We start from the raw sequence: 20,117 nt of genomic DNA on the forward strand, positions 1-20,117 counted from the left end.
TCCTGATAAAAATGATTAGGCGACCGGCTTACCGGCGCGAACAAAAATCGGTTTGGTCACGTTGACCGGCATTTCGCGGTTGCGGATTTGTACCACCGCCGTTTCGCCAATGCCCGCCGGCACGCGTGCCAGTGCAATACTGTAGCCCAGCGTCGGGGAGAAGGTACCGCTGGTGATCACGCCTTCGCGAGGATTGCCGTCGGCATCGGTAAAGCGCACCGGCAGTTCACCGCGCAGCACGCCCTTCTCGGTCATCACCAGACCCACCAGCTGTTCAGTGCCCTTCTCGCGCTGCATCTCCAGCGCTTCGCGGCCAATAAAGTCACGGTCAGCCGGTTCCCATGCGATGGTCCAGCCCATGTTGGCGGCCAGCGGAGAGACGCCTTCATCCATCTCCTGACCGTAGAGGTTCATCCCCGCTTCCAGACGCAGCGTATCGCGCGCGCCCAGACCCGCAGGCTTCACGCCCGCCTCCACCAGCGCGCGCCAGAAATCAGCGGCCTTCTCGTTCGGCATCGCAATTTCGTAGCCCGCTTCACCGGTGTAGCCGGTGGTGGCGATAAACAGATCGCCCGCCTGCACGCCGAAGAACGGCTTCATGCCTTCGGTTGCTTTGCGCTGCTCGTCGTTAAACAGAGACGCGGCTTTCGCCTGCGCGTTCGGCCCCTGTACGGCGATCAGCGACAGATCGTCACGGACGGTGATGTCGATGGCATAAGGTTCGGCGTGTTGGGTGATCCAGGAGAGGTCTTTTTCACGGGTGGCGGAGTTGACAACGAGGCGGAAGAAATCTTCAGTGAAATAGTAGACGATAAGGTCATCAATCACGCCGCCGGAGGCATTCAGCATGCCGGTATAGAGCGCTTTACCCGGCGTCTTCAGTTTGGCAACGTCATTTGCCAGCAGATAACGCAAAAACTCCCGGGTGCGGCTACCGCGCAGATCGACAATCGTCATGTGGGACACGTCGAACATACCGGCATCGGTGCGCACCGCGTGGTGCTCATCAATCTGCGAGCCGTAGTGCAGCGGCATCATCCAGCCGTGGAAGTCCACCATGCGGGCGCCGCATAACACGTGTTGTTCGTACAAAGGAGTCTGTTGAGCCATCTTGTCCTCGTTGAAAAATTCACCGTGAAACCCGGTATCGGCCCCGTTATCCGGCGCCGACGCAAACGTTCTCTTTTACCCGAACTTACCACCGAAACCGGCGGTTAACCATAAGGTAAAACGGGTCATCACATTAGCTTATGACCAAAAAACGCTAAAAAGCCTACAGAGTTATTCACTGGAAAAATGCGATTAACCCCGCACAAAATTAACAATGATCTAACAGGATTTAGCACATGGTGATATTTCGTGCGGGAAAACGGGCCGAATTTCCGTAACATAAAATCCCGTAGATTAGATTTTCTAATGCGAAAAATGACGTGAAATTAGAATATTTCAAACGAGGGAATTTCCCCGGCGCAGAGGCCGGGAAAATAAAGTGTGACGGGGATCGAGATTAGCGTAACCAGTCGGGAAGATCGTTAAGACCCATCGCCTGACGGAGGAGTTGAGGTTTAACACCCGGAAGGGTGTCAGCAAGCTTGAGGCCAATGTCGCGCAGCAGTTTTTTCGCCGGATTTGCGCCGGCAAACAGCTCGCGGAAGCCCTGCATGCCCGCCAGCATCATCGCCGCACTGTGCTTGCGGCTGCGCTCGTAGCGACGCAGGTACAGATGCTGGCCGATATCTTTGCCTTCGCGATGCAGGCGACGCAGTTCCTCAACCAGCTCCGCCGCGTCCATAAAGCCAAGGTTGACGCCCTGCCCTGCCAGCGGATGAATGGTATGCGCCGCATCCCCCACCAGCGCCAGACGGTGCGCCGCAAACTGACGCGCGTAGCGGCCGGTTAACGGGAACACCTGCCGCTCGCTTTCAAGAGTGCACAAGCCAAGGCGGTTATCAAACGCCATGCACAGCGCCTGGTTAAAGGCATCCGGCGTCGCCTCCTCCATCAGCTGGGCTTTTTCAGGCACCAGGGACCAGACAATCGAGCACAGGTGCGGATCGGCAAGCGGCAGGAACGCCAGAATGCCGTCGTTGTGGAAAATCTGCCGCGCCACGCCGCCGTGCGGCTCCTCGGTACGGATCGTCGCCACCAGAGCGTGATGACGATAGTCCCAGAAGGTCAGCGGGATATCGGCTTTATTCCGCAGCCAGGAGTTCGCACCGTCAGCACCGACCACCAGACGCGCGGTCAGCATGTCGCCGCTCTGTAAGTTGATAAACGCCTCGTTTTCACCCCACGCCACCTGCTGGATCTGCGCAGGCGCAATCAGCGTCACGTCGCTGCACTGCTGCGCTTTCTGCCACAGCGCGTGGTGGATCACCGCGTTTTCGACGATATGACCCAGATGGCTGTAGCCCATGCTTTCATCATCAAAAGCAATATGACCAAAGCTGTCTTTATCCCACACTTCCATGCCGTGGTAGCAGCTGGCGCGCTGCGCCACAATATCTGCCCAGACGCCAAGGTGCGTCAGCAATTTCTCGCTGGCGGCATTGATCGCCGAGACGCGGAGTTCCGGCGGGGCATCTGGCGCAACGGGCTGAGGCTGCTTTTGCTCCAGCACCGCCACGCGCAGGCCGCTGCCCTGTAAACCACAGGCCAGAGCCAGTCCGACCATACCGCCGCCAACAATGGCGACATCAACATTTTGCACGGTGATAACTCCTTAACGCGCGACCCAACCAAGAGTCCGCTGCGCCAGCACGTCACGTGCCGGAATGAATAATTCCATCGCCATTAGCCCGAGGTTGCGACCCGCAACCAGCGGTGCCCAGCGATTGGCAAAAAGATGGACTAAGCCGTCGGTGACGCCAATCGTCGCCTCTTTATCCACCTGGCGGCGCTTCTGGTAATGGCTGAGCACCGGGTATGCGCCACAGTCTTTTTGTTCGCCCCACGCCTGAGAAAGGGTTTCCGCCAGGCTCATAACATCCCGCAGGCCAAGGTTGAACCCCTGCCCCGCGATGGGGTGCAGCGTCTGCGCGGCATTACCGACAAGCGCCAGACGATGGGAGATGGACTGAGAGGCAGTAGTCAGCGAAAGCGGGTAAACCGCCCGCTGTCCAGCATGGGTAATACGCCCCAGTCGCCAGCCAAAGGCTTTCTGCAGCTCGGTACAAAAACGTTCGTCTGACCAGGCTTTAACCTCTTCGGCCTTATCCTGCGGGTGACACCAGACCAGGGAACAGCGCCCGTCCGACATCGGCAGCATCGCCAGCGGGCCATGCTGCGTAAAGCGTTCAAACGCCCTGCCGTGGTGTTCAGCTGCGGTCGCGACGTTCGCAATGACCGCAACCTGCCCGTAAGGCTGCTGACGCCACTCCACGCCGCACTGGGCGCCGAGCGATGAGCGCGAGCCGTCCGCGGCAACCAGAAGCTGGCCTTCAAGCACGGTGCCGTTTTCCAGCGTCACGCTGACCGACGCCTCACTGCGGCTCACGCTGGCCACGCGCGCCGGACAATGCAGCGTGATGCCCGGCGCATCCTGGAGCAGACGAAACAGACGCAATCCGACGTCGTGCAGCTCGACAACCTGACCCAGCGCGTCAATGCGGTAATCCTGCGCGTCCAGCGTGACAAAGCCAGCATGGCCGCGATCGCTTACGTGAACGGTTTTAATTGCCGTCGCGCAATCGGCGATGGCCTGCCAGATGCCAATACGGGACAGCTGCTGGCAGGTACCCTGCGCCAGGGCAATAGCGCGGGAATCAAAACCGGGATGATTTTTTGCCTGCGGCGCGACGGCTTCCACCAGGTGCACCGGAAGCTGTCCCTTCGACAAATGCGAAATGGCCAGCGCCAGCGTGGCCCCGATCATGCCGCCGCCAACGATAATCACGCTCATGCGCGTGCCGCTGCCATCAGCGCCTCGATATCGTCAGCGTTTTTCACGACGCTCGCGGTCAGGTTTTCGTTACCGGTTTCGGTGATCACGATGTCGTCTTCGATGCGAATGCCAATCCCGCGGTACTCTTCAGGCACGTCGGCATCCGGTGCGATATACAGGCCTGGCTCCACGGTTAACACCATGCCCGGCTCCAGCACGCGCGAACGGTCGGTGCCGTACGCGCCAACGTCATGCACATCCAGCCCCAGCCAGTGGCTTAGGCCGTGCATGAAATACGGTCGATGCGCATTTTCAGCGATCAGGATATCGACCTCCCCTTTCAGGATCCCGAGCCTGACCAGACCGGTAATCATGATGCGCACCACTTCGCCGGTCACTTCCTGCATGGAGGTACCGGGACGATACAGCCTGAGCGCCGTCTCAAGCGACTCGAGAACGATGTCGTAAATGGCGCGCTGTGCCGGTGAGAATTTACCGTTCACCGGAAAAGTACGGGTGATGTCTCCCGCGTAGCCCTGATATTCGCAACCGGCGTCAATCAGCACCAGATCGCCGTCGCGCAGCGCGCTTTCGTTTTCGGTGTAGTGCAGAATGCAGCCGTTTTCTCCGCCGCCAACAATGGTGTTGTAGGAGGGATAACGCGCGCCGTGGCGGTTAAATTCGTGATGAATTTCGCCTTCCAGCTGGTATTCGAACATCCCGGGACGGCACTTTTCCATGGCGCGGGTGTGCGCCAGGGCGCTGATTTCGCCCGCACGACGCATCAAATTCAGCTCTTCTTCAGACTTGAACAGGCGCATTTCATGCACCACCGGACGCCAGTCCGTCAGCGTGGCCGGCGCGGACAGGTTCTGCCGCGAGCCTTTGCGCAGCTTATCGAGCGCGGTGAAAACAATCTCATCGGCGTACGCATATTCGCCCTGCGCGTGATAGAGCACGTCGAGGCCGTTAAGCAGCTGATAGAGCTGCTGGTTGATTTCGCTAAACGCCAGCGCGCGGTCAACGCCCAGCTTCGCCGGTGCGGCCTCCTGGCCCAGGCGGCGGCCAAACCAGATTTCGGCCGTTAGATCGCGCACGCGGTTGAAAATCACGCTGTGGTTGTGGGTGTCATTGCTCTTAATCAGCACCAGCACCGCTTCCGGCTCGTTAAAGCCGGTGAAGTACCAGAAATCGCTGCTCTGGCGATAGGGGTATTCGCTGTCGGCGCTGCGCGTGACTTCGGGCGCAGCAAAAATCAGCGCGGCGCTGCCCGGCTGCATTGCTGCCAGAAGCGCCTGACGGCGGCGCGAATACTCTTGACTCGAGATAACCATGACACCCTCCTGTGCGTTATTTTTCTTAATGTAAGGTTGGCTTGCGGACTTCCGGCGCGGTCGGCTGTGAGCGCGTGAAGTTATCGTGGCACAGCAGAGCCGCCACGCGCACGTACTCGATAATCTCTTCAAGAGACATTTCCAGCTCTTCCTGGTCTTCGTCTTCATCGTAGCCGAGCTGGGCGATGTTACGCAGGTCGTCGATCGCCTCACCCGCTTCGCCGGTCACTTTATCCAGTTTAGGCTGCGTCACGCCGAGCCCCAGCAGATAGTGGTTTACCCAGCCGGCCAGCGCATCGGCGCGATCGAACACGCTGACGTCGTCGCCTTCAGGCAGATAAAGCTGAAAAAGGAAGCCATCGTCTTCCAGCGAATCGCTGGTTGCGGCGTGCATTTTACGCAGCGCTTCCGCCAGCTCGTGACCAAACGCCAGCCCTTCATTCGTGAGGTCGTGGATCAGCGGCTGCCATGAGCTGTCGCTGTTTCCGCCGCACAGCATGCCACTGATCAGACCGTGCATTTCGGCAGGGGTTAAACCAACTCCCTGCTGGTTCAGTAACTGGTTTAAATCCTTGTAACCAGGCATTTCGTTCTGTATAGACATGAGCATTCGTCATCAAAGGGGGGAAGTTTCATGATATGCTACCACTTTGGACCCTGGTGATACCAGAAAAGGGCTTGTATCTTCACATCAGGGTAGCTATAGTGTCGCCCCTTCGCAGCCCCCGGGGCAATAAGCGAAGGCAGCGCAGTCAATCAGCAGGAAGGTGGCATGTCTGCACAACCCGTCGATCTCCAGATTTTTGGCCGTTCACTGCGAGTGAATTGTCCGCCTGAACAAAGGGATGCTTTGAATCAGGCAGCGGACGATTTGAATCAGCGGTTGCAAGATCTAAAAGAACGCACTAGAGTCACAAATACTGAGCAGCTGGTTTTCATCGCCGCGTTGAACATCAGCTATGAACTGGCTCAGGAAAAAGCAAAGACCCGCGACTACGCGGCAAGCATGGAGCAGCGCATTAAAATGCTCCAGCAGACCATAGAACAGGCATTGCTTGATCAAGGTCGCAATCCCGAAAGACCGGGACCAAAGTTTGAATAACACTTCTCAGTTGACTATGGTAGAGTAACTGTGAAGACAAAATTTCTCTGAGATGTTCGCAAGCGGGCCAGTCCCCTGAGCCGATATTTCATACCACAAGAATGTGGCGCTCCATGGTTGGTGAGCATGCTCGGTCCGTCCGAGAAGCCTTAAAACTATGACGACACATTCACCTTGAACCAAGGGTTCAAGGGTTACAGCCTGCGGCGGCATCTCGGAGATTCCCTCTCTTTTCTTCTACCGACTACCATGACCCAATTCCCTGAAGTTTCTGCTTCACGCCAGGACATCCGTCAGTTAATTCGTCAGCGCCGCCGTGCGTTAACCGCCGATCAGCAAGCGCATTTTGCCCAGCAGGCCGCCGCCCGTATGATGGCGTATCCCCCTGTAGTGATGGCGCACACCGTTGCGCTGTTTCTGTCATTTGATGGAGAGCTGGATACCCAACCGCTGATAGAGCAGCTCTGGCGCGCCGGGAAGAAGGTCTATCTGCCGGTGCTGCACCCGTTCAGCGAAGGTAATTTGCTGTTTCTGCACTATCACCCCCACAGCGAGCTGGTGGTGAATCGCCTGAAAATCACCGAGCCGAAACTCGACGTGCGCGACGTGCTCCCGCTGTCACAGCTGGATGTGCTGATCACGCCGCTGGTGGCGTTTGATGAACAGGGCCAGCGTTTAGGGATGGGCGGCGGTTTTTACGACCGGACGCTGCAAAACTGGCAGCAGTACGGGTTGCAGCCGGTGGGTTATGCGCATGATTGTCAGGGCGTAGAGGCGTTGCCGGTGGAGAAATGGGATGTGCCGTTGCCGGCGGTAGTGACGCCATCAAAGTTGTGGGAGTGGTGAATCAAACGTGCGGCGTGATGCCCTCACCCCAGCCCTCTCCCACAGGGAGAGGGTGAAAACATAAAAAACGGTAACTATCGTTACCGTTTTGCATTTATCTCGCACCATCAGTACAGCAGACGCGCGCGAATCGTCCCTTGAATCGCCTTCATGCTCTGCAGCGCTTTCTCAGCAACATCGTCATCCGCTTCGATATCAATGACCACGTAGCCCATCTGCGAGTTCGTTTGCAGATACTGCGCGGCAATGTTGACGCCCTGCTCTGCAAAGATCTGGTTGATGGCGGTCAGCACGCCAGGACGGTTCTCGTGGATGTGGAGCAGACGACGACCACCGTGCAGCGGCAGAGACACTTCCGGGAAGTTCACGGCAGAGAGCGTAGAACCGTTGTCGGAATATTTGCTCAGCTTACCCGCTACTTCCAGGCCGATATTCTCCTGCGCTTCCTGGGTAGAGCCGCCGATGTGCGGCGTCAGGATCACGTTGTCGAATTCGCACAGCGGAGAGGTAAACGGATCGCTGTTGGTCGCTGGCTCCGTCGGGAAGACGTCGATGGCCGCGCCCGCCAGGTGCTTACGCTTCAGCGCATCCGCCAGGGCCGGGATATCGACAACCGTACCGCGCGCGGCGTTGATCAGCAGTGAGCCCGGCTTCATCAGCGCCAGCTCTTCCGCGCCCATCATGTTCTTGGTGGACGCATTTTCCGGAACGTGCAGGCTCACCACATCGCTCATGTTCAGCAGGTCAGACAGGTGTTGAACCTGGGTCGCATTGCCCAGCGGCAGCTTGCTTTCGATATCGTAGAAAAACACGTGCATGCCCAGGGATTCCGCCAGAATACCGAGCTGCGTACCGATGTGGCCGTAGCCGATAATCCCCAGCTTTTTACCACGCGCTTCGAAAGAGCCAGACGCCAGCTTGTTCCACACGCCGCGGTGCGCCTTGGCGTTCGCTTCAGGAATGCCGCGCAGCAGCAGCAGCAGTTCGCCAATCACCAGCTCCGCCACGGAACGGGTGTTGGAGAACGGGGCGTTGAAGACGGGAATACCACGTTTGGCGGCAGCATTCAGGTCAACCTGGTTGGTACCGATACAGAAGCAGCCGATAGCCACCAGCTTTTCCGCCGCGGCAATAACCTCTTCAGTCAGGTGAGTACGGGATCGCAGGCCAATGAAGTGGGCATCACGGATGGACGCTTTCAGCTCTTCGGTATCGAGCGCGCCTTTGTGAAATTCGATGTTGGTGTAACCTGCCGCACGAAGGCTATCGATTGCTTTTTGATGCACGCCCTCGACCAGCAGGAATTTAATCTTGTCTTTCTCCAGTGATACCTTTGCCATTTACCCGACCCTGTTTTTGTCTGAACTGATGTTGTGCTGGATATGAATCCGCTGTAGCCAACATATCAAAAAAAACTATTGCAGCAATATGAACGTTTGCGTCGGCACTCTGAAGAAAAGTCATACAGAGCAAAATGTCAGAGGAAAATGCTATGAAAATTTACAAACGCGGCAGGATCGGCAAAAGAGGCGTAAAAACGTGACACAAGTCACCGAATTTAGCTTTTCAAAAATTTTTTAGCGGGGGGAGGACTCCCCCCGTCAGATCATTTTACGATGGTTTTCACGCCGTCAGCGGTGCCGATCAGCGCCACATCCGCGCCACGGTTGGCGAATAGCCCTACGGTCACTACGCCTGGGATAGCGTTGATGGCATTTTCCAGCGCAATCGCGTCAAGAATTTCCAGACCGTGAACGTCGAGGATCACGTTACCGTTATCGGTGACTACGCCCTGACGGTATTCCGGACGACCGCCCAGCTTCACCAGCTGACGGGCAACCGCGCTACGCGCCATTGGGATCACTTCGACCGGCAGTGGGAAATTACCCAGAATGTCGACCTGCTTGGAGGCATCCGCGATGCAGATGAACTTGTCCGCAACGGAGGCGATGATCTTCTCGCGCGTCAGCGCCGCGCCGCCGCCTTTGATCATCTGCATGTGGCCGTTGATTTCATCCGCACCATCAACGTAAATCCCCAGACGATCCACTTCGTTGAGATCGAAAACGGTAATGCCGAGGCTTTTCAGCTTTTCCGTGGAAGCATCAGAGCTGGAAACCGCGCCCTCGATTTGCCCCTTCATCGTGCCCAGCGCATCGATAAAGTGTGCCGCGGTTGATCCCGTACCGACACCAACAATGGTACCCGGCTGCACGTACTGGAGAGCGGCCCATCCTACTGCTTTTTTCAGTTCATCCTGCGTCATGATCGTTTTGCCTGTGGTGTGAAAACTCAGGGCGCATTATAGAACACGTCGAATGGAATTCGTCTGCCACGAAGGGAAAATTGTGTCATAGTGCAGAATAAGCAAAATTAAGGAGCCAGCCAGAGCAATGAAACGTCCGGACTACAGAACACTACAGGCACTTGATGCAGTTATTCGTGAACGCGGTTTTGAGCGCGCGGCGCAAAAGCTTTGCATCACCCAGTCCGCCGTATCACAGCGTATCAAACAGCTTGAAAACATGTTCGGCCAGCCGCTGCTGGTGCGTACCGTGCCGCCACGTCCAACCGAGCAAGGGCAAAAGCTTCTCGCCCTGCTGCGCCAGGTTGAACTGCTGGAAGACGAGTGGCTGGGTGACGAACAAACGGGCTCTACGCCGCTGCTGCTCTCTCTGGCGGTCAACGCCGACAGCCTGGCAACCTGGCTGCTGCCGGCCCTTGCGCCGGTATTAGCGGACTCCCCTATCCGCCTGAATCTCCAGGTGGAAGATGAAACCCGTACCCAGGAACGCCTGCGTCGCGGTGAAGTGGTTGGGGCGGTCAGTATCCAGCCTCAGGCCTTGCCAAGCTGTCTTGTCGATCAGCTGGGCGCGCTGGACTACCTGTTTGTAGGTTCAAAAGCCTTCGCCGAGCGCTACTTCCCAAACGGCGTCACCCGCGCCGCGCTGCTGAAAGCTCCTGCCGTGGCGTTCGACCATCTGGACGATATGCATCAGGCGTTCCTGCAGCAAAACTTCGATCTGCCGCCGGGCAGCGTACCGTGCCATATCGTCAACTCGTCTGAAGCCTTTGTGCAGCTTGCGCGTCAGGGCACCACCTGCTGCATGATCCCGCATCTGCAGATTGAGAAAGAGTTGAAAAGCGGTGAGTTGATTGACCTGACGCCGGGGCTGTATCAGCGCCGGATGCTCTACTGGCACCGTTTTGCGCCGGAAAGCCGCATGATGCGCAACGTCACCGACGCGCTGTTGGCGTACGGGCACAAGGTATTGAGACAGGATTAATCGCTTGAATTCCCTCTCCCTGCGGGAGAGGGTTAGGGTTAGGGCAAATTACTGTGCCTTAGGCGCCTCAGTTTGCTGGGTTTGAGTTGGCTCCAGTTGGAACACCACATCCACCTGATCGTCAAATTGAATGGTTGGCTGCTCGTATGTTTCCTGAGCAGACACCGGGGCTGCATCAGCCTTCATCATCCGTACCATCGGGCTTGGCTGGTAGTTAGAGACGTGGTAACGCACGCTGTAAACCGGGCCGAGCTTGCTCTTGAAGCCAGAAGCCAGCTGTTCCGCCTGGTGAATGGCGTCATCAATCGCCGCTTTACGCGCTTCGTCTTTGTATTTTTCCGGTTGCGCAACGCCCAGCGACACGGACCGAATTTCATTCAGTCCCGCCTTCAGCGCGCCATCCAGCAGCGAGTTAAGCTTATCCAGCTGACGCACGGTCACTTCGACGGTACGCACGGCACGGTAGCCTTTCAGGATGCTTTTACCATTCTGGTAGTCATAATCGGGTTGAGTACGCAGGTTCGCGGAGTTGATATCTTTTTTACCGACACCGTTCTGCTCAAGGAAAGAGAGGTATTGCGCAACACGATCGTCAGCCTGCTTCTTGGCAGATGCCGCATCTTTCGCAGACACATTGACTTCAATTGCCAGCGTTGCGACATCGGGTACCGCGTCCACGCTTGCGGTGCCTGAAGTGACGATGTGCGGGCCATCCGGCAGTTCACTTGCCTGCACCGACACCGCACCAAAACTTACTAATGCCGCCAGGGCCATCACCTTAAACTTCACTGTTATTCCTCCATGTTGCGAAGAGTGCCCATTAACAGGGCGCATGCCAGCAAGCTTAGCGGGTCTTGTTCAGTTGTCCATAAGACAAGGATTAGTTGAACAATTCCTGAACGTGGTGAATCCCCTCTTTTGCCAGCTGAAAAGCAATAAACCACATCACCAGCCCCACCAGCGTATTAATGATGCGCTGGGCTTTGGCCGTACGCAGACGAGGAGCCAGCCATGCGGCCAGAATGGCGAGACCAAAGAACCAGAGGAAAGAGGCGCTGACCGTTCCCAGCGCAAACCAGCGTTTCGGCTCAACGTCCAGCTGCCCGCCCAGGCTGCCCAGCACCACGAAGGTGTCCAGATAAACATGCGGATTAAGCCAGGTGACCGCCAGCATGGTGACGATAATCTTCCAGCGGCCCTGCTTCATGACTTCCGCGCTCGCCAGTTCGAGGTTGCTGCTCATCGCCGTTTTCAGGGCACCAAAACCGTACCAGAGCAAAAACGCCACGCCGCCCCAGGTGACCAGCGCCAGCAGCCAGGGAGACTGCATGAGCAATGCGCTGCCGCCAAAAATTCCGGCACAGATCAGCAGTAAATCGCTTACCGCGCACAGCAGGGCAATAATCAGATGATACTGGCGGCGAATGCCCTGGTTCATCACAAACGCATTTTGCGGGCCAAGGGGAAGGATCATGGCCGCACCTAAGGCAAGCCCTTGAAAATAATAAGATAACATGACGAAATTCTCACAGTATTGTTCTGGAAGGAGACTATACTGCGCGAATTACATTAGAGGAAATTGATAATATTAATTGGGGATTAGCAGCACTTATAAAAATAAAGCCCGGTGGCGCTAGCGCCTACCGGGCCTGCGGGAGAAGTTATTCGGCTTCTTTGACTTTTTTGACGTTTACGTCCATCTGAGGGTACGGGAAGCTGATGCCGTTGGCATCGAAGTCGCGCTTAATGCGCTCCAGCACGTCCCAGTACACGTTTTGCAGATCGCTGCTTTTGCTCCAGATACGCACCACGAAGTTAATGGAGGACGCGCCCAGCTCGTTGAGGCGAACCGTCTGCTCTTTATCTTTCAGAATACGATCGTCTGAGGCGATGATGTTGCTAATTAGCGACTTCACCTGATCGATGTCGGAGTCGTACGCCACGCTGATAATCAGTTCGTTACGACGCACCGGCTCACGGGAGAAGTTAATGATGTTGCCCGCGATGATTTTCCCGTTCGGCACGACCACGATGCGGCCATCGACGGTACGCATGGTCGTTGAGAAAATCTGCACCTGCAGCACGGTTCCGGCAATGCCGCCAAGGTCAACGTATTCGCCGGAGCGGAACGGACGGAAGGTGACCAGCAGAACGCCAGCCGCCAGGTTTGACAGCGAACCCTGCAGCGCCAGACCAATAGCCAGACCGGCGGCACCGAGAACGGCAATGACGGAAGCGGTCTGCACGCCCACACGGCCCAGCGCAGCAATCAGCGTAAAGGCGATAATGCCGTAGCGCACCAGCGCGGAGAGGAAGTCAGCCACCGTGGCGTCAATATTACGGGCCAGCATTACGCGGTTAACCGTGTTCGATACAATGCGCGCCACGATCATCCCGACGATGATGATGGCAATCGCCGCGACGATGTTCACGGCATAGCTCAGCAGCAGCGCCTGGTTGCGCACCAGCCAGTTACCGGCGTTATTGATGCTGTCTACAACATCGAGTTGTTCCATTTATTCTTCCTTTTGTTAAACCAAAACACAAAATCCATCCCCCATGGAGACAGGCAGGTCCGTAAAGGGTAAACAAAAAGCGCAAGTATTGCCAAACAGATCACAAAAACCGGCCTGGCAGGGTATTGAAAAAGCATAAAAAAAGGCCCGCATTTGCGGGCCTTCTGATGCTGTTAGCAGCTCAAATTACAGAACGTCTACCGCGTTCAGTTCTTTGAATGCCTGCTCCAGACGAGTAATCATTGAAGTCTGGGCAGCGCGCAGCCATACGCGTGGATCGTAGTATTTCTTGTTCGGCTGGTCTTCGCCTTTCGGGTTGCCCAGCTGACCCTGCAGGTAAGCTTCGTTGGTTTTGTAGTACTGCAGGATACCGTCCCATGTTGCCCACTGGGTGTCGGTATCGATGTTCATTTTCACTACGCCGTAGCTTACGGAGTCTTTGATTTCCTGAGCAGAAGAACCGGAACCGCCGTGGAAGACGAAGTTCAGGCTGTTGTGCGGCAGGTTGTGTTTCTTGGAAACATATTCCTGAGAATCACGCAGGATGGTCGGGGTCAGAACCACGTTACCTGGTTTGTAAACGCCGTGTACGTTACCGAAAGACGCTGCGATGGTGAAGCGTGGGCTGATTTTGCTCAGCTCGGTGTAAGCGTAATCAACGTCTTCTGGCTGGGTGTACAGTGCAGAAGCGTCCATGTGGCTGTTGTCCACACCGTCTTCTTCACCACCGGTGCAACCCAGTTCGATTTCCAGAGTCATGTCCATTTTGGCCATGCGCGCCAGGTATTTGGAGCAGATTTCGATGTTTTCGTGCAGTGACTCTTCAGACAGGTCGATCATGTGAGAAGAGAACAGTGGCTTACCGGTAGCCGCGAAGTGTTTTTCACCCGCGTCCAGCAGACCGTCGATCCACGGCAGCAGTTTCTTCGCGCAGTGGTCAGTGTGCAGGATAACTGGAACACCGTAGTGCTCAGCCATCTGGTGTACGTGGTGCGCACCAGAGATAGCGCCCAGGATTGCAGCACCCTGAGGAATGTCAGTTTTCACGCCTTTACCTGCGATGAACGCAGCGCCGCCGTTAGAGAACTGAACGATAACTGGCGCTTTAACTTTAGCAGCAGTTTCCAGTACGGCGTTGATGGAGTCGGTACCCACGCAGTTAACTGCTGGCAGAGCGAAGTTGTTTTCTTTAGCTACCTGGAACACTTTCTGTACGTCATCACCAGTGATAACGCCAGGTTTTACGAAATCAAAAATTTTAGACATGTTGCTTAGTCCTGTATCTTCGGCCGTTAGAAAAGGTGCGAGCTCTTAAAAGCGCGCTGAAAATTGGGCAGGTTTCCCTGCCCTTGAATGGCTTACTTCTTAGCGCGCTCTTCGAGCATTGCTACTGCTGGCAGTACTTTGCCTTCCACGAATTCGAGGAATGCGCCGCCACCAGTGGAGATGTAGGAGATCTTGTCAGCGATACCGAACAGGTCGATTGCTGCCAGGGTGTCACCACCGCCTGCGATAGAAAACGCTTCGCTGTCTGCGATAGCGTTAGCAACGATTTCAGTACCTTTGCGGAAGTTCGGGAATTCGAACACGCCAACAGGACCGTTCCACAGGATAGTTTTTGCGTTTTTAAGGATTTCAGCCAGTTTCTGTGCAGAAACGTCGCCCAGGTCCAGAATCTGCTCTTCATCTTTGATGTCGTTAACAGATTTCAGGGTCGCGGTTGCGGTTTCGGAGAACTCGGTCGCTACGCGAACGTCAGTTGGAACCGGGATATCGCAGGTGCTCAGCAGGCGTTTGGCTTCGTCAACCAGGTCTGCTTCGTACAGGGATTTGCCCACGTTGTGGCCCTGAGCGGCAACGAAGGTGTTCGCGATACCACCGCCAACGATCAGCTGGTCAGCGATTTTAGACAGGGAATCCAGAACGGTCAGTTTGGTAGAAACTTTAGAACCACCAACGATAGCCACCATTGGACGAGCAGGTTCTTTCAGTGCTTTACCCAGCGCTTCCAGTTCGTCAGCCAGCAGAGGACCGGCACACGCTACGTCTGCGAATTTACCGATACCGTGGGTTGACGCCTGAGCACGGTGAGCCGTACCGAATGCATCCATCACGAACACGTCGCACAGTGCAGCGTATTTTTTGGACAGAGTTTCGTCGTCTTTCTTTTCGCCTTTGTTAAAGCGAACGTTTTCCAGAACAACCAGTTCACCGGCTGCAACTTCAACGCCGTCCAGGTAATCTTTCACCAGGCGAACCGGGTTGGACAGTTTGTCTTTCAGGTAATTAACCACTGGCAGCAGAGAGAACTCTTCGTTGTACTCGCCTTCAGTTGGACGACCCAGGTGGGAGGTGACCATCACTTTCGCGCCCTGCTTCAGAGCCAGTTCGATGGTTGGCAGAGATGCACGGATACGCGCGTCGCTGGTCACTTTGCCATCTTTAACCGGTACGTTCAGATCGGCACGGATGAAAACGCGTTTACCAGCCAGATCCAGATCGGTCATCTTAATTACAGACATGGTGAATCCTCTCGTTGATTCTTAAAGTTTTGCAGACGCACAATGCGTCTTACCTGAAACCTTGAGCGGCCATTGCTAACGTGGTGTCGAGCATTCGGTTAGCAAAGCCCCATTCGTTATCACACCAGACCAGCGTCTTGATAAGGTGTGCGCCACTGACTCTCGTTTGCGTGCCATCGACGATGGCGCTGTGCGGGTCGTGGTTAAAATCTACTGAGACCAACGGTAATTCCGTATAGTCAACTATACCATGAAATGCCCCCTGTGCCGCTTTTTGCAGCAACAGGTTGACTTCACAGGCTTTTACCGGTTTTTTCACCGTCACGCTAAGGTCGATTGCGGTGACGTTAATCGTCGGGACACGCACGGCAATCGCTTCAAATCGGTCATTAAACTGCGGAAAAATTCGGGTGATCCCTGCAGCCAGTTTCGTGTCCACCGGAATGATTGACTGGCTCGCTGCGCGAGTGCGTCGTAAGTCCGGATGGTAGGCGTCGATAACCTGCTGATCGTGCATGGCGGAGTGAATCGTGGTCACGGTGCCGGATTCAATGCCATACGCATCGTCTAACAGTTTGATGACTGGAATAATGCAGTTAGTGGTACAGGAGGCGTTGGAAACAATGCGGTGTTCGGCCTGCAGCTCATGCTGGTTGACGCCAAACACGACGGTCGCGTCGAGGTCGTTACTGCCGGGATGAGAAAACAGGACTTTTTTCGCGCCTGCTGCCAGATGCGCTTCGCCATGTTCGCGGTTGCCGTACACGCCGGTACAGTCAAGCACCACATCCACACCCAGTTCACGCCAGGGTAGCCCGGAGATGCTGTTCTCATGCAGCACGCGAATAGCGTCGTCACCAACAAAAAGTCGATCTCTTTCCTGGCGTACGTCCCAGGCAAAGCGTCCGTGGCTGGTGTCATATTTCAACAAATGCGCCATGCCCGTAGCATCCGCCAGTTCATTGATTGCCACCACGGTTATTTCCGCCCGACGTCCGGATTCATATAAAGCACGAACCACGTTACGTCCGATGCGACCGAAGCCATTAATCGCTACGCGTACGGTCATAGATCTCCTGCAAAGCAATCCCTGAGTTTGAGGTGGCTGAAAGAGTAATCCAGCTACGCCCGAAGGGGAATCCTTGCTGTCACAAACTGCGATTGATTGGTCAATTGTCGAACATTTAATCGACTGAAACGCTTCAGCAAGAATAAGCGAATCGGGGAATAAAAGGAATGTCTGTCCAGATGAATAAGCGCGCTATATGACTTGCGTCACATTTTAGGTGGAATAATGGCAGCAAGGTAAAAGCAAAACGGTAACCGAGAGGTTACCGTTTTTTAGTGTATGCACCCTCTCCCCGTGGGAGAGGGTTGGGGTGAGGGCATCAGCCCGCACCGTACAAACGATTACAGCAGTTCTTTCGCTTTCGCGACAACGTTCTCAACGGTGAAGCCGAACTCTTCGAACAGCAGCTCTGCCGGAGCAGATTCACCGAAGGTGGTCATACCGACGATAGCGCCGTTCAGGCCCACGTATTTGAACCAGTAGTCAGCGATACCCGCTTCCACTGCCACACGCGCGGAAACCGCTTTTGGCAGGACGGATTCACGGTAGGCAGCATCCTGCTTGTCGAACGCATCGGTAGACGGCATGGAAACCACGCGCGCTTTCACGCCTTCGGCAGTCAGTTTTTCCCACGCTGCAACCGCCAGTTCAACTTCCGAACCGGTGGCGATGAAGATCAGCTCTGGCTGGCCCGCGCAATCTTTCAGCACGTAACCACCGCGAGCGATGTTTGCCAGCTGCTCAGGCGTACGCTCCTGCTGTGCCAGGTTCTGACGGGAGAGGATCAGCGCGGTTGGACCGTCCTGACGCTCAACGCCGTATTTCCACGCCACCGCGGATTCAACCTGGTCACATGGACGCCATGTGCTCATGTTCGGGGTCACGCGCAGGGAAGCCACCTGCTCTACCGGCTGGTGAGTTGGACCATCTTCGCCCAGACCGATGGAGTCGTGGGTGTAGACCATCACCTGACGCTGTTTCATCAGCGCGGCCATACGCACGGCGTTACGTGCATATTCGACAAACATCAGGAAGGTAGAGGTGTACGGCAGGAAACCACCGTGCAGGGAGATACCGTTGGCAATCGCGGTCATTCCGAATTCACGTACACCGTAATGGATGTAGTTACCGGCAGTATCTTCGTTGATTGGCTTAGAACCAGACCACAGAGTCAGGTTAGATGGCGCCAGGTCAGCGGAGCCGCCCAGGAATTCTGGAAGCCATGGGCCGAACGCTTCAATCGCATTCTGAGACGCTTTACGGCTCGCGATTTTAGACGGGTTCGCCTGCAGCTTAGCGATGAATTCGTTCGCTTTCGCGTCGAAGTCAGACGGCATTTCACCTTTCATACGACGGGTGAATTCAGCCGCTTCCTGCGGGAACGCTTTCGCATAGGCAGCGAATTTCTCGTTCCAGGCCGCTTCTTTCGCCTGGCCTACTTCTTTTGCATCCCACTGAGCGTAGATCTCAGACGGGATTTCGAATGCAGGGTGTTTCCAGCCCAGCGCTTCGCGGGTCAGTGCGATTTCCGCGTCGCCCAGCGGTGCGCCGTGGGAGTCGTGAGTACCCGCTTTGTTCGGCGAACCGAAGCCAATGATGGTTTTGCACATCAGCAGGGACGGTTTGTCCGTCACCGCGCGCGCTTCTTCCACTGCACGTTTAATCGAGTCAGCATCGTGACCATCAACGCCACGCACTACGTGCCAGCCGTAGGCTTCGAAACGTGCTGCGGTGTCGTCGGTGAACCAGCCTTCAACGTGACCGTCGATGGAGATACCGTTGTCGTCATAGAACGCAACCAGTTTGCCCAGCTTCAGGGTACCTGCCAGAGAGCACACTTCGTGAGAAATGCCTTCCATCATGCAGCCGTCGCCCATGAACGCGTAGGTGAAGTGGTCTACGATGTCGTGACCAGGACGGTTGAACTGCGCCGCCAGCGTCTTCTCGGCAATCGCCATACCCACAGCGTTAGCAATACCCTGACCCAGCGGGCCAGTGGTGGTTTCTACGCCAGCGGTGTAACCCACTTCCGGGTGACCTGGAGTTTTAGAGTGCAGCTGACGGAAGTTTTTCAGCTCTTCGATAGGCAGATCGTAGCCGGTGAGGTGCAGCAGGCTATAGATCAGCATAGAGCCGTGGCCGTTGGACAGCACGAAGCGGTCGCGGTCAGCCCATGACGGGTTCTGCGGGTTGTGGTTCAGGAAATCACGCCACAGGACTTCGGCGATATCAGCCATACCCATAGGAGCCCCTGGGTGGCCGGATTTGGCTTTCTGTACTGCGTCCATGCTCAGCGCACGAATAGCATTAGCAAGCTCTTTACGTGAGGACATTTTAACTCCAGATCGGACTGTTAAAGGCCATGCCCTTGACGACAGCGCGTTTTGGGCTACGCCGGAAAAAAGTGCCAACAATGTAACCCAAGCCGCAAGTCATGTACATGGAGCATTCTTTTGCTTGTTAAGAAATCTCTGGATCATGCTCGCATGTTGCGCAATCTGCTCGCCCGGCTCTGTAGATATTCCTTATACTTAGCCCGACACCGGCTTCGCTGACGGTGCCCTTTTCGGATTTTATTCAGTTTAACGAGTACGGAAGCAACCTCATGAAAATGCGTGCAATAGTGCTGACCCTGGGTACAACGCTCCTGCTGAGCGGCTGTCAGAATATGGATTCTAACGGTCTGATGACGTCAGGTGCAGAGGCCTTTCAGGCCTATTCCCTGAGCGATGCGCAGGTGAAAGCGCTGAGCGACCAGGCCTGTAAAGATATGGACGGAAAAGCCACGCTTGCGTCGGCTAACAGTACCTACACGCAGCGTCTGAATAAGATTGCTTCCGCGCTGGGCGACAACATCAACGGCCAGCCCGTGAACTACAAGGTGTACATGGCGAAAGATGTCAACGCCTTCGCGATGGCGAACGGCTGTATCCGTGTCTACAGCGGGCTGATGGACATGATGACCGACAACGAAGTGGAAGCGGTCATCGGCCACGAAATGGGCCACGTTGCCCTGGGCCACGTGAAGAAAGGGATGCAGGTTGCCCTGGGGACCAATGCCATCCGCGCAGCGGCGGCCTCTGCGGGCGGTATCGTTGGCAGCCTGTCGCAGTCACAGCTTGGCGACGTGGGTGAAAAGCTGGTTAACTCTCAGTTCTCACAGCGTCAGGAGTCCGAGGCGGATGACTACTCCTACGATCTGTTGCGCAAACGCGGCATTAATCCATCAGGCTTAGCCACCAGCTTCGAAAAACTGGCCAAGCTGGAAGCCGGACGCCAAAGCTCCATGTTTGACGATCACCCGGCCTCAGAAGAACGCGCACAGCATATTCGCGACCGTATGGCCGCAGACGGAATTAAATAATTTCAGAAGGAGGCAATTTTGCCTCCTTTTTATTTCGCATGAATTGTTAACTTAACAGCACGTATCGATAACACCCCTGAAAGCCCCGCCAAATCTGCCTTATCGCCTTGAAATGTCTGGTCACATAATTATTGCAAAGGTTACTTTTTCCGGTAATTATCACCCCGCAGTTATTCAAATTACTATATCCAGAC

The 20,117-nt window shown here is 55.7% G+C and carries 18 protein-coding genes and 1 other RNA gene; 5 read left to right on the forward strand and 14 right to left on the reverse strand.

The features are described 5' to 3' along the window. Positions 1-15: 15 nt before the first annotated feature. The 5 genes from gcvT to IM317_RS01175 all read right to left on the reverse strand — a co-directional run bounded on the left by gcvT (position 16) and on the right by IM317_RS01175 (position 5,821). Positions 16-1,110, reverse strand: coding sequence for a glycine cleavage system aminomethyltransferase GcvT (gene gcvT / locus IM317_RS01155; RefSeq protein ID WP_029739208.1), 1,095 nt, complete (start codon positions 1,108-1,110; stop codon positions 16-18). Between the two features lie 397 nt (positions 1,111-1,507). After that, the gene (gene ubiI, locus IM317_RS01160; RefSeq protein WP_033146595.1) at positions 1,508-2,710 is read right to left on the reverse strand and encodes an FAD-dependent 2-octaprenylphenol hydroxylase; all 1,203 of its coding nucleotides are present in this window, start codon (positions 2,708-2,710) and stop codon (positions 1,508-1,510) included. 12 nt (positions 2,711-2,722) lie between these two features. Next, the gene (gene ubiH / locus IM317_RS01165) at positions 2,723-3,901 is read right to left on the reverse strand and encodes a 2-octaprenyl-6-methoxyphenyl hydroxylase (protein WP_049015228.1); all 1,179 of its coding nucleotides are present in this window, start codon (positions 3,899-3,901) and stop codon (positions 2,723-2,725) included. Further along, entirely contained in the window at positions 3,898-5,211 is a 1,314-nt protein-coding gene (gene pepP / locus IM317_RS01170) for a Xaa-Pro aminopeptidase (protein ID WP_120785283.1), read from the reverse strand. Before pepP ends, ubiH begins: the two co-directional genes overlap by 4 nt. Positions 5,212-5,242: 31 nt before the next feature. Continuing rightward, a complete protein-coding gene (locus IM317_RS01175; RefSeq protein WP_029739212.1) occupies positions 5,243-5,821 on the reverse strand; it encodes a YecA family protein in 579 nt (192 codons plus the stop codon). 168 nt (positions 5,822-5,989) lie between these two features. On the opposite strand from IM317_RS01175, the gene zapA reads away from it, so the two are divergent. The 3 genes from zapA to IM317_RS01190 all read left to right on the forward strand — a co-directional run bounded on the left by zapA (position 5,990) and on the right by IM317_RS01190 (position 7,165). Beyond that, a complete protein-coding gene (zapA, locus tag IM317_RS01180; protein WP_020883720.1) occupies positions 5,990-6,319 on the forward strand; it encodes a cell division protein ZapA in 330 nt (109 codons plus the stop codon). A 41-nt stretch (positions 6,320-6,360) separates the two neighbouring features. Further along, positions 6,361-6,544, forward strand: a non-coding RNA gene (gene ssrS, locus IM317_RS01185) — 6S RNA. A gap of 24 nt (positions 6,545-6,568) precedes the next feature. Further along, positions 6,569-7,165, forward strand: a complete 597-nt coding sequence (locus IM317_RS01190) for a 5-formyltetrahydrofolate cyclo-ligase (protein ID WP_032660084.1) — start codon at positions 6,569-6,571, stop codon at positions 7,163-7,165. Between the two features lie 107 nt (positions 7,166-7,272). On the opposite strand, the gene serA is transcribed toward IM317_RS01190, so the two are convergent. Then, on the reverse strand, positions 7,273-8,505 hold the full coding sequence (serA, locus tag IM317_RS01195) for a phosphoglycerate dehydrogenase (protein WP_023333318.1): 1,233 nt from the start codon (positions 8,503-8,505) through the stop codon (positions 7,273-7,275). Between the two features lie 266 nt (positions 8,506-8,771). After that, on the reverse strand, positions 8,772-9,431 hold the full coding sequence (gene rpiA, locus IM317_RS01200) for a ribose-5-phosphate isomerase RpiA (RefSeq protein WP_014885151.1): 660 nt from the start codon (positions 9,429-9,431) through the stop codon (positions 8,772-8,774). A gap of 127 nt (positions 9,432-9,558) precedes the next feature. Between rpiA and argP the strand changes: the two genes are divergently transcribed. Then, positions 9,559-10,452: a DNA-binding transcriptional regulator ArgP gene (argP, locus tag IM317_RS01205; RefSeq protein WP_008499727.1), complete on the forward strand. Its 894-nt coding sequence runs from the start codon at positions 9,559-9,561 to the stop codon at positions 10,450-10,452. A gap of 48 nt (positions 10,453-10,500) precedes the next feature. On the opposite strand, the gene IM317_RS01210 is transcribed toward argP, so the two are convergent. The 7 genes from IM317_RS01210 to tkt all read right to left on the reverse strand — a co-directional run bounded on the left by IM317_RS01210 (position 10,501) and on the right by tkt (position 18,892). Then, positions 10,501-11,241, reverse strand: a complete 741-nt coding sequence (locus IM317_RS01210) for an oxidative stress defense protein (RefSeq protein ID WP_033146598.1) — start codon at positions 11,239-11,241, stop codon at positions 10,501-10,503. 91 nt (positions 11,242-11,332) lie between these two features. Beyond that, the gene (gene argO, locus IM317_RS01215) at positions 11,333-11,968 is read right to left on the reverse strand and encodes an arginine exporter ArgO (RefSeq protein ID WP_033146599.1); all 636 of its coding nucleotides are present in this window, start codon (positions 11,966-11,968) and stop codon (positions 11,333-11,335) included. 145 nt (positions 11,969-12,113) lie between these two features. Next, the gene (gene mscS / locus IM317_RS01220) at positions 12,114-12,968 is read right to left on the reverse strand and encodes a small-conductance mechanosensitive channel MscS (protein WP_033146600.1); all 855 of its coding nucleotides are present in this window, start codon (positions 12,966-12,968) and stop codon (positions 12,114-12,116) included. A 186-nt stretch (positions 12,969-13,154) separates the two neighbouring features. After that, on the reverse strand, positions 13,155-14,234 hold the full coding sequence (fbaA, locus tag IM317_RS01225; RefSeq protein ID WP_032660076.1) for a class II fructose-bisphosphate aldolase: 1,080 nt from the start codon (positions 14,232-14,234) through the stop codon (positions 13,155-13,157). Positions 14,235-14,326: 92 nt separating this feature from the next. Beyond that, positions 14,327-15,490, reverse strand: a complete 1,164-nt coding sequence (pgk, locus tag IM317_RS01230) for a phosphoglycerate kinase (protein WP_023333323.1) — start codon at positions 15,488-15,490, stop codon at positions 14,327-14,329. Between the two features lie 49 nt (positions 15,491-15,539). After that, on the reverse strand, positions 15,540-16,559 hold the full coding sequence (gene epd / locus IM317_RS01235) for an erythrose-4-phosphate dehydrogenase (protein WP_032660071.1): 1,020 nt from the start codon (positions 16,557-16,559) through the stop codon (positions 15,540-15,542). Between the two features lie 341 nt (positions 16,560-16,900). After that, positions 16,901-18,892, reverse strand: a complete 1,992-nt coding sequence (gene tkt / locus IM317_RS01240; RefSeq protein WP_033146601.1) for a transketolase — start codon at positions 18,890-18,892, stop codon at positions 16,901-16,903. A 272-nt stretch (positions 18,893-19,164) separates the two neighbouring features. Between tkt and IM317_RS01245 the strand changes: the two genes are divergently transcribed. Beyond that, complete coding sequence (locus IM317_RS01245) at positions 19,165-19,923, forward strand: M48 family metallopeptidase (protein WP_033146602.1); 759 nt, start codon at positions 19,165-19,167, stop codon at positions 19,921-19,923. Positions 19,924-20,117 lie beyond the last annotated feature (194 nt).

It is taken from the genome of Enterobacter cloacae complex sp. S3, from assembly GCF_014930495.1.
Taxonomy (GTDB): domain Bacteria; phylum Pseudomonadota; class Gammaproteobacteria; order Enterobacterales; family Enterobacteriaceae; genus Enterobacter; species Enterobacter asburiae_B.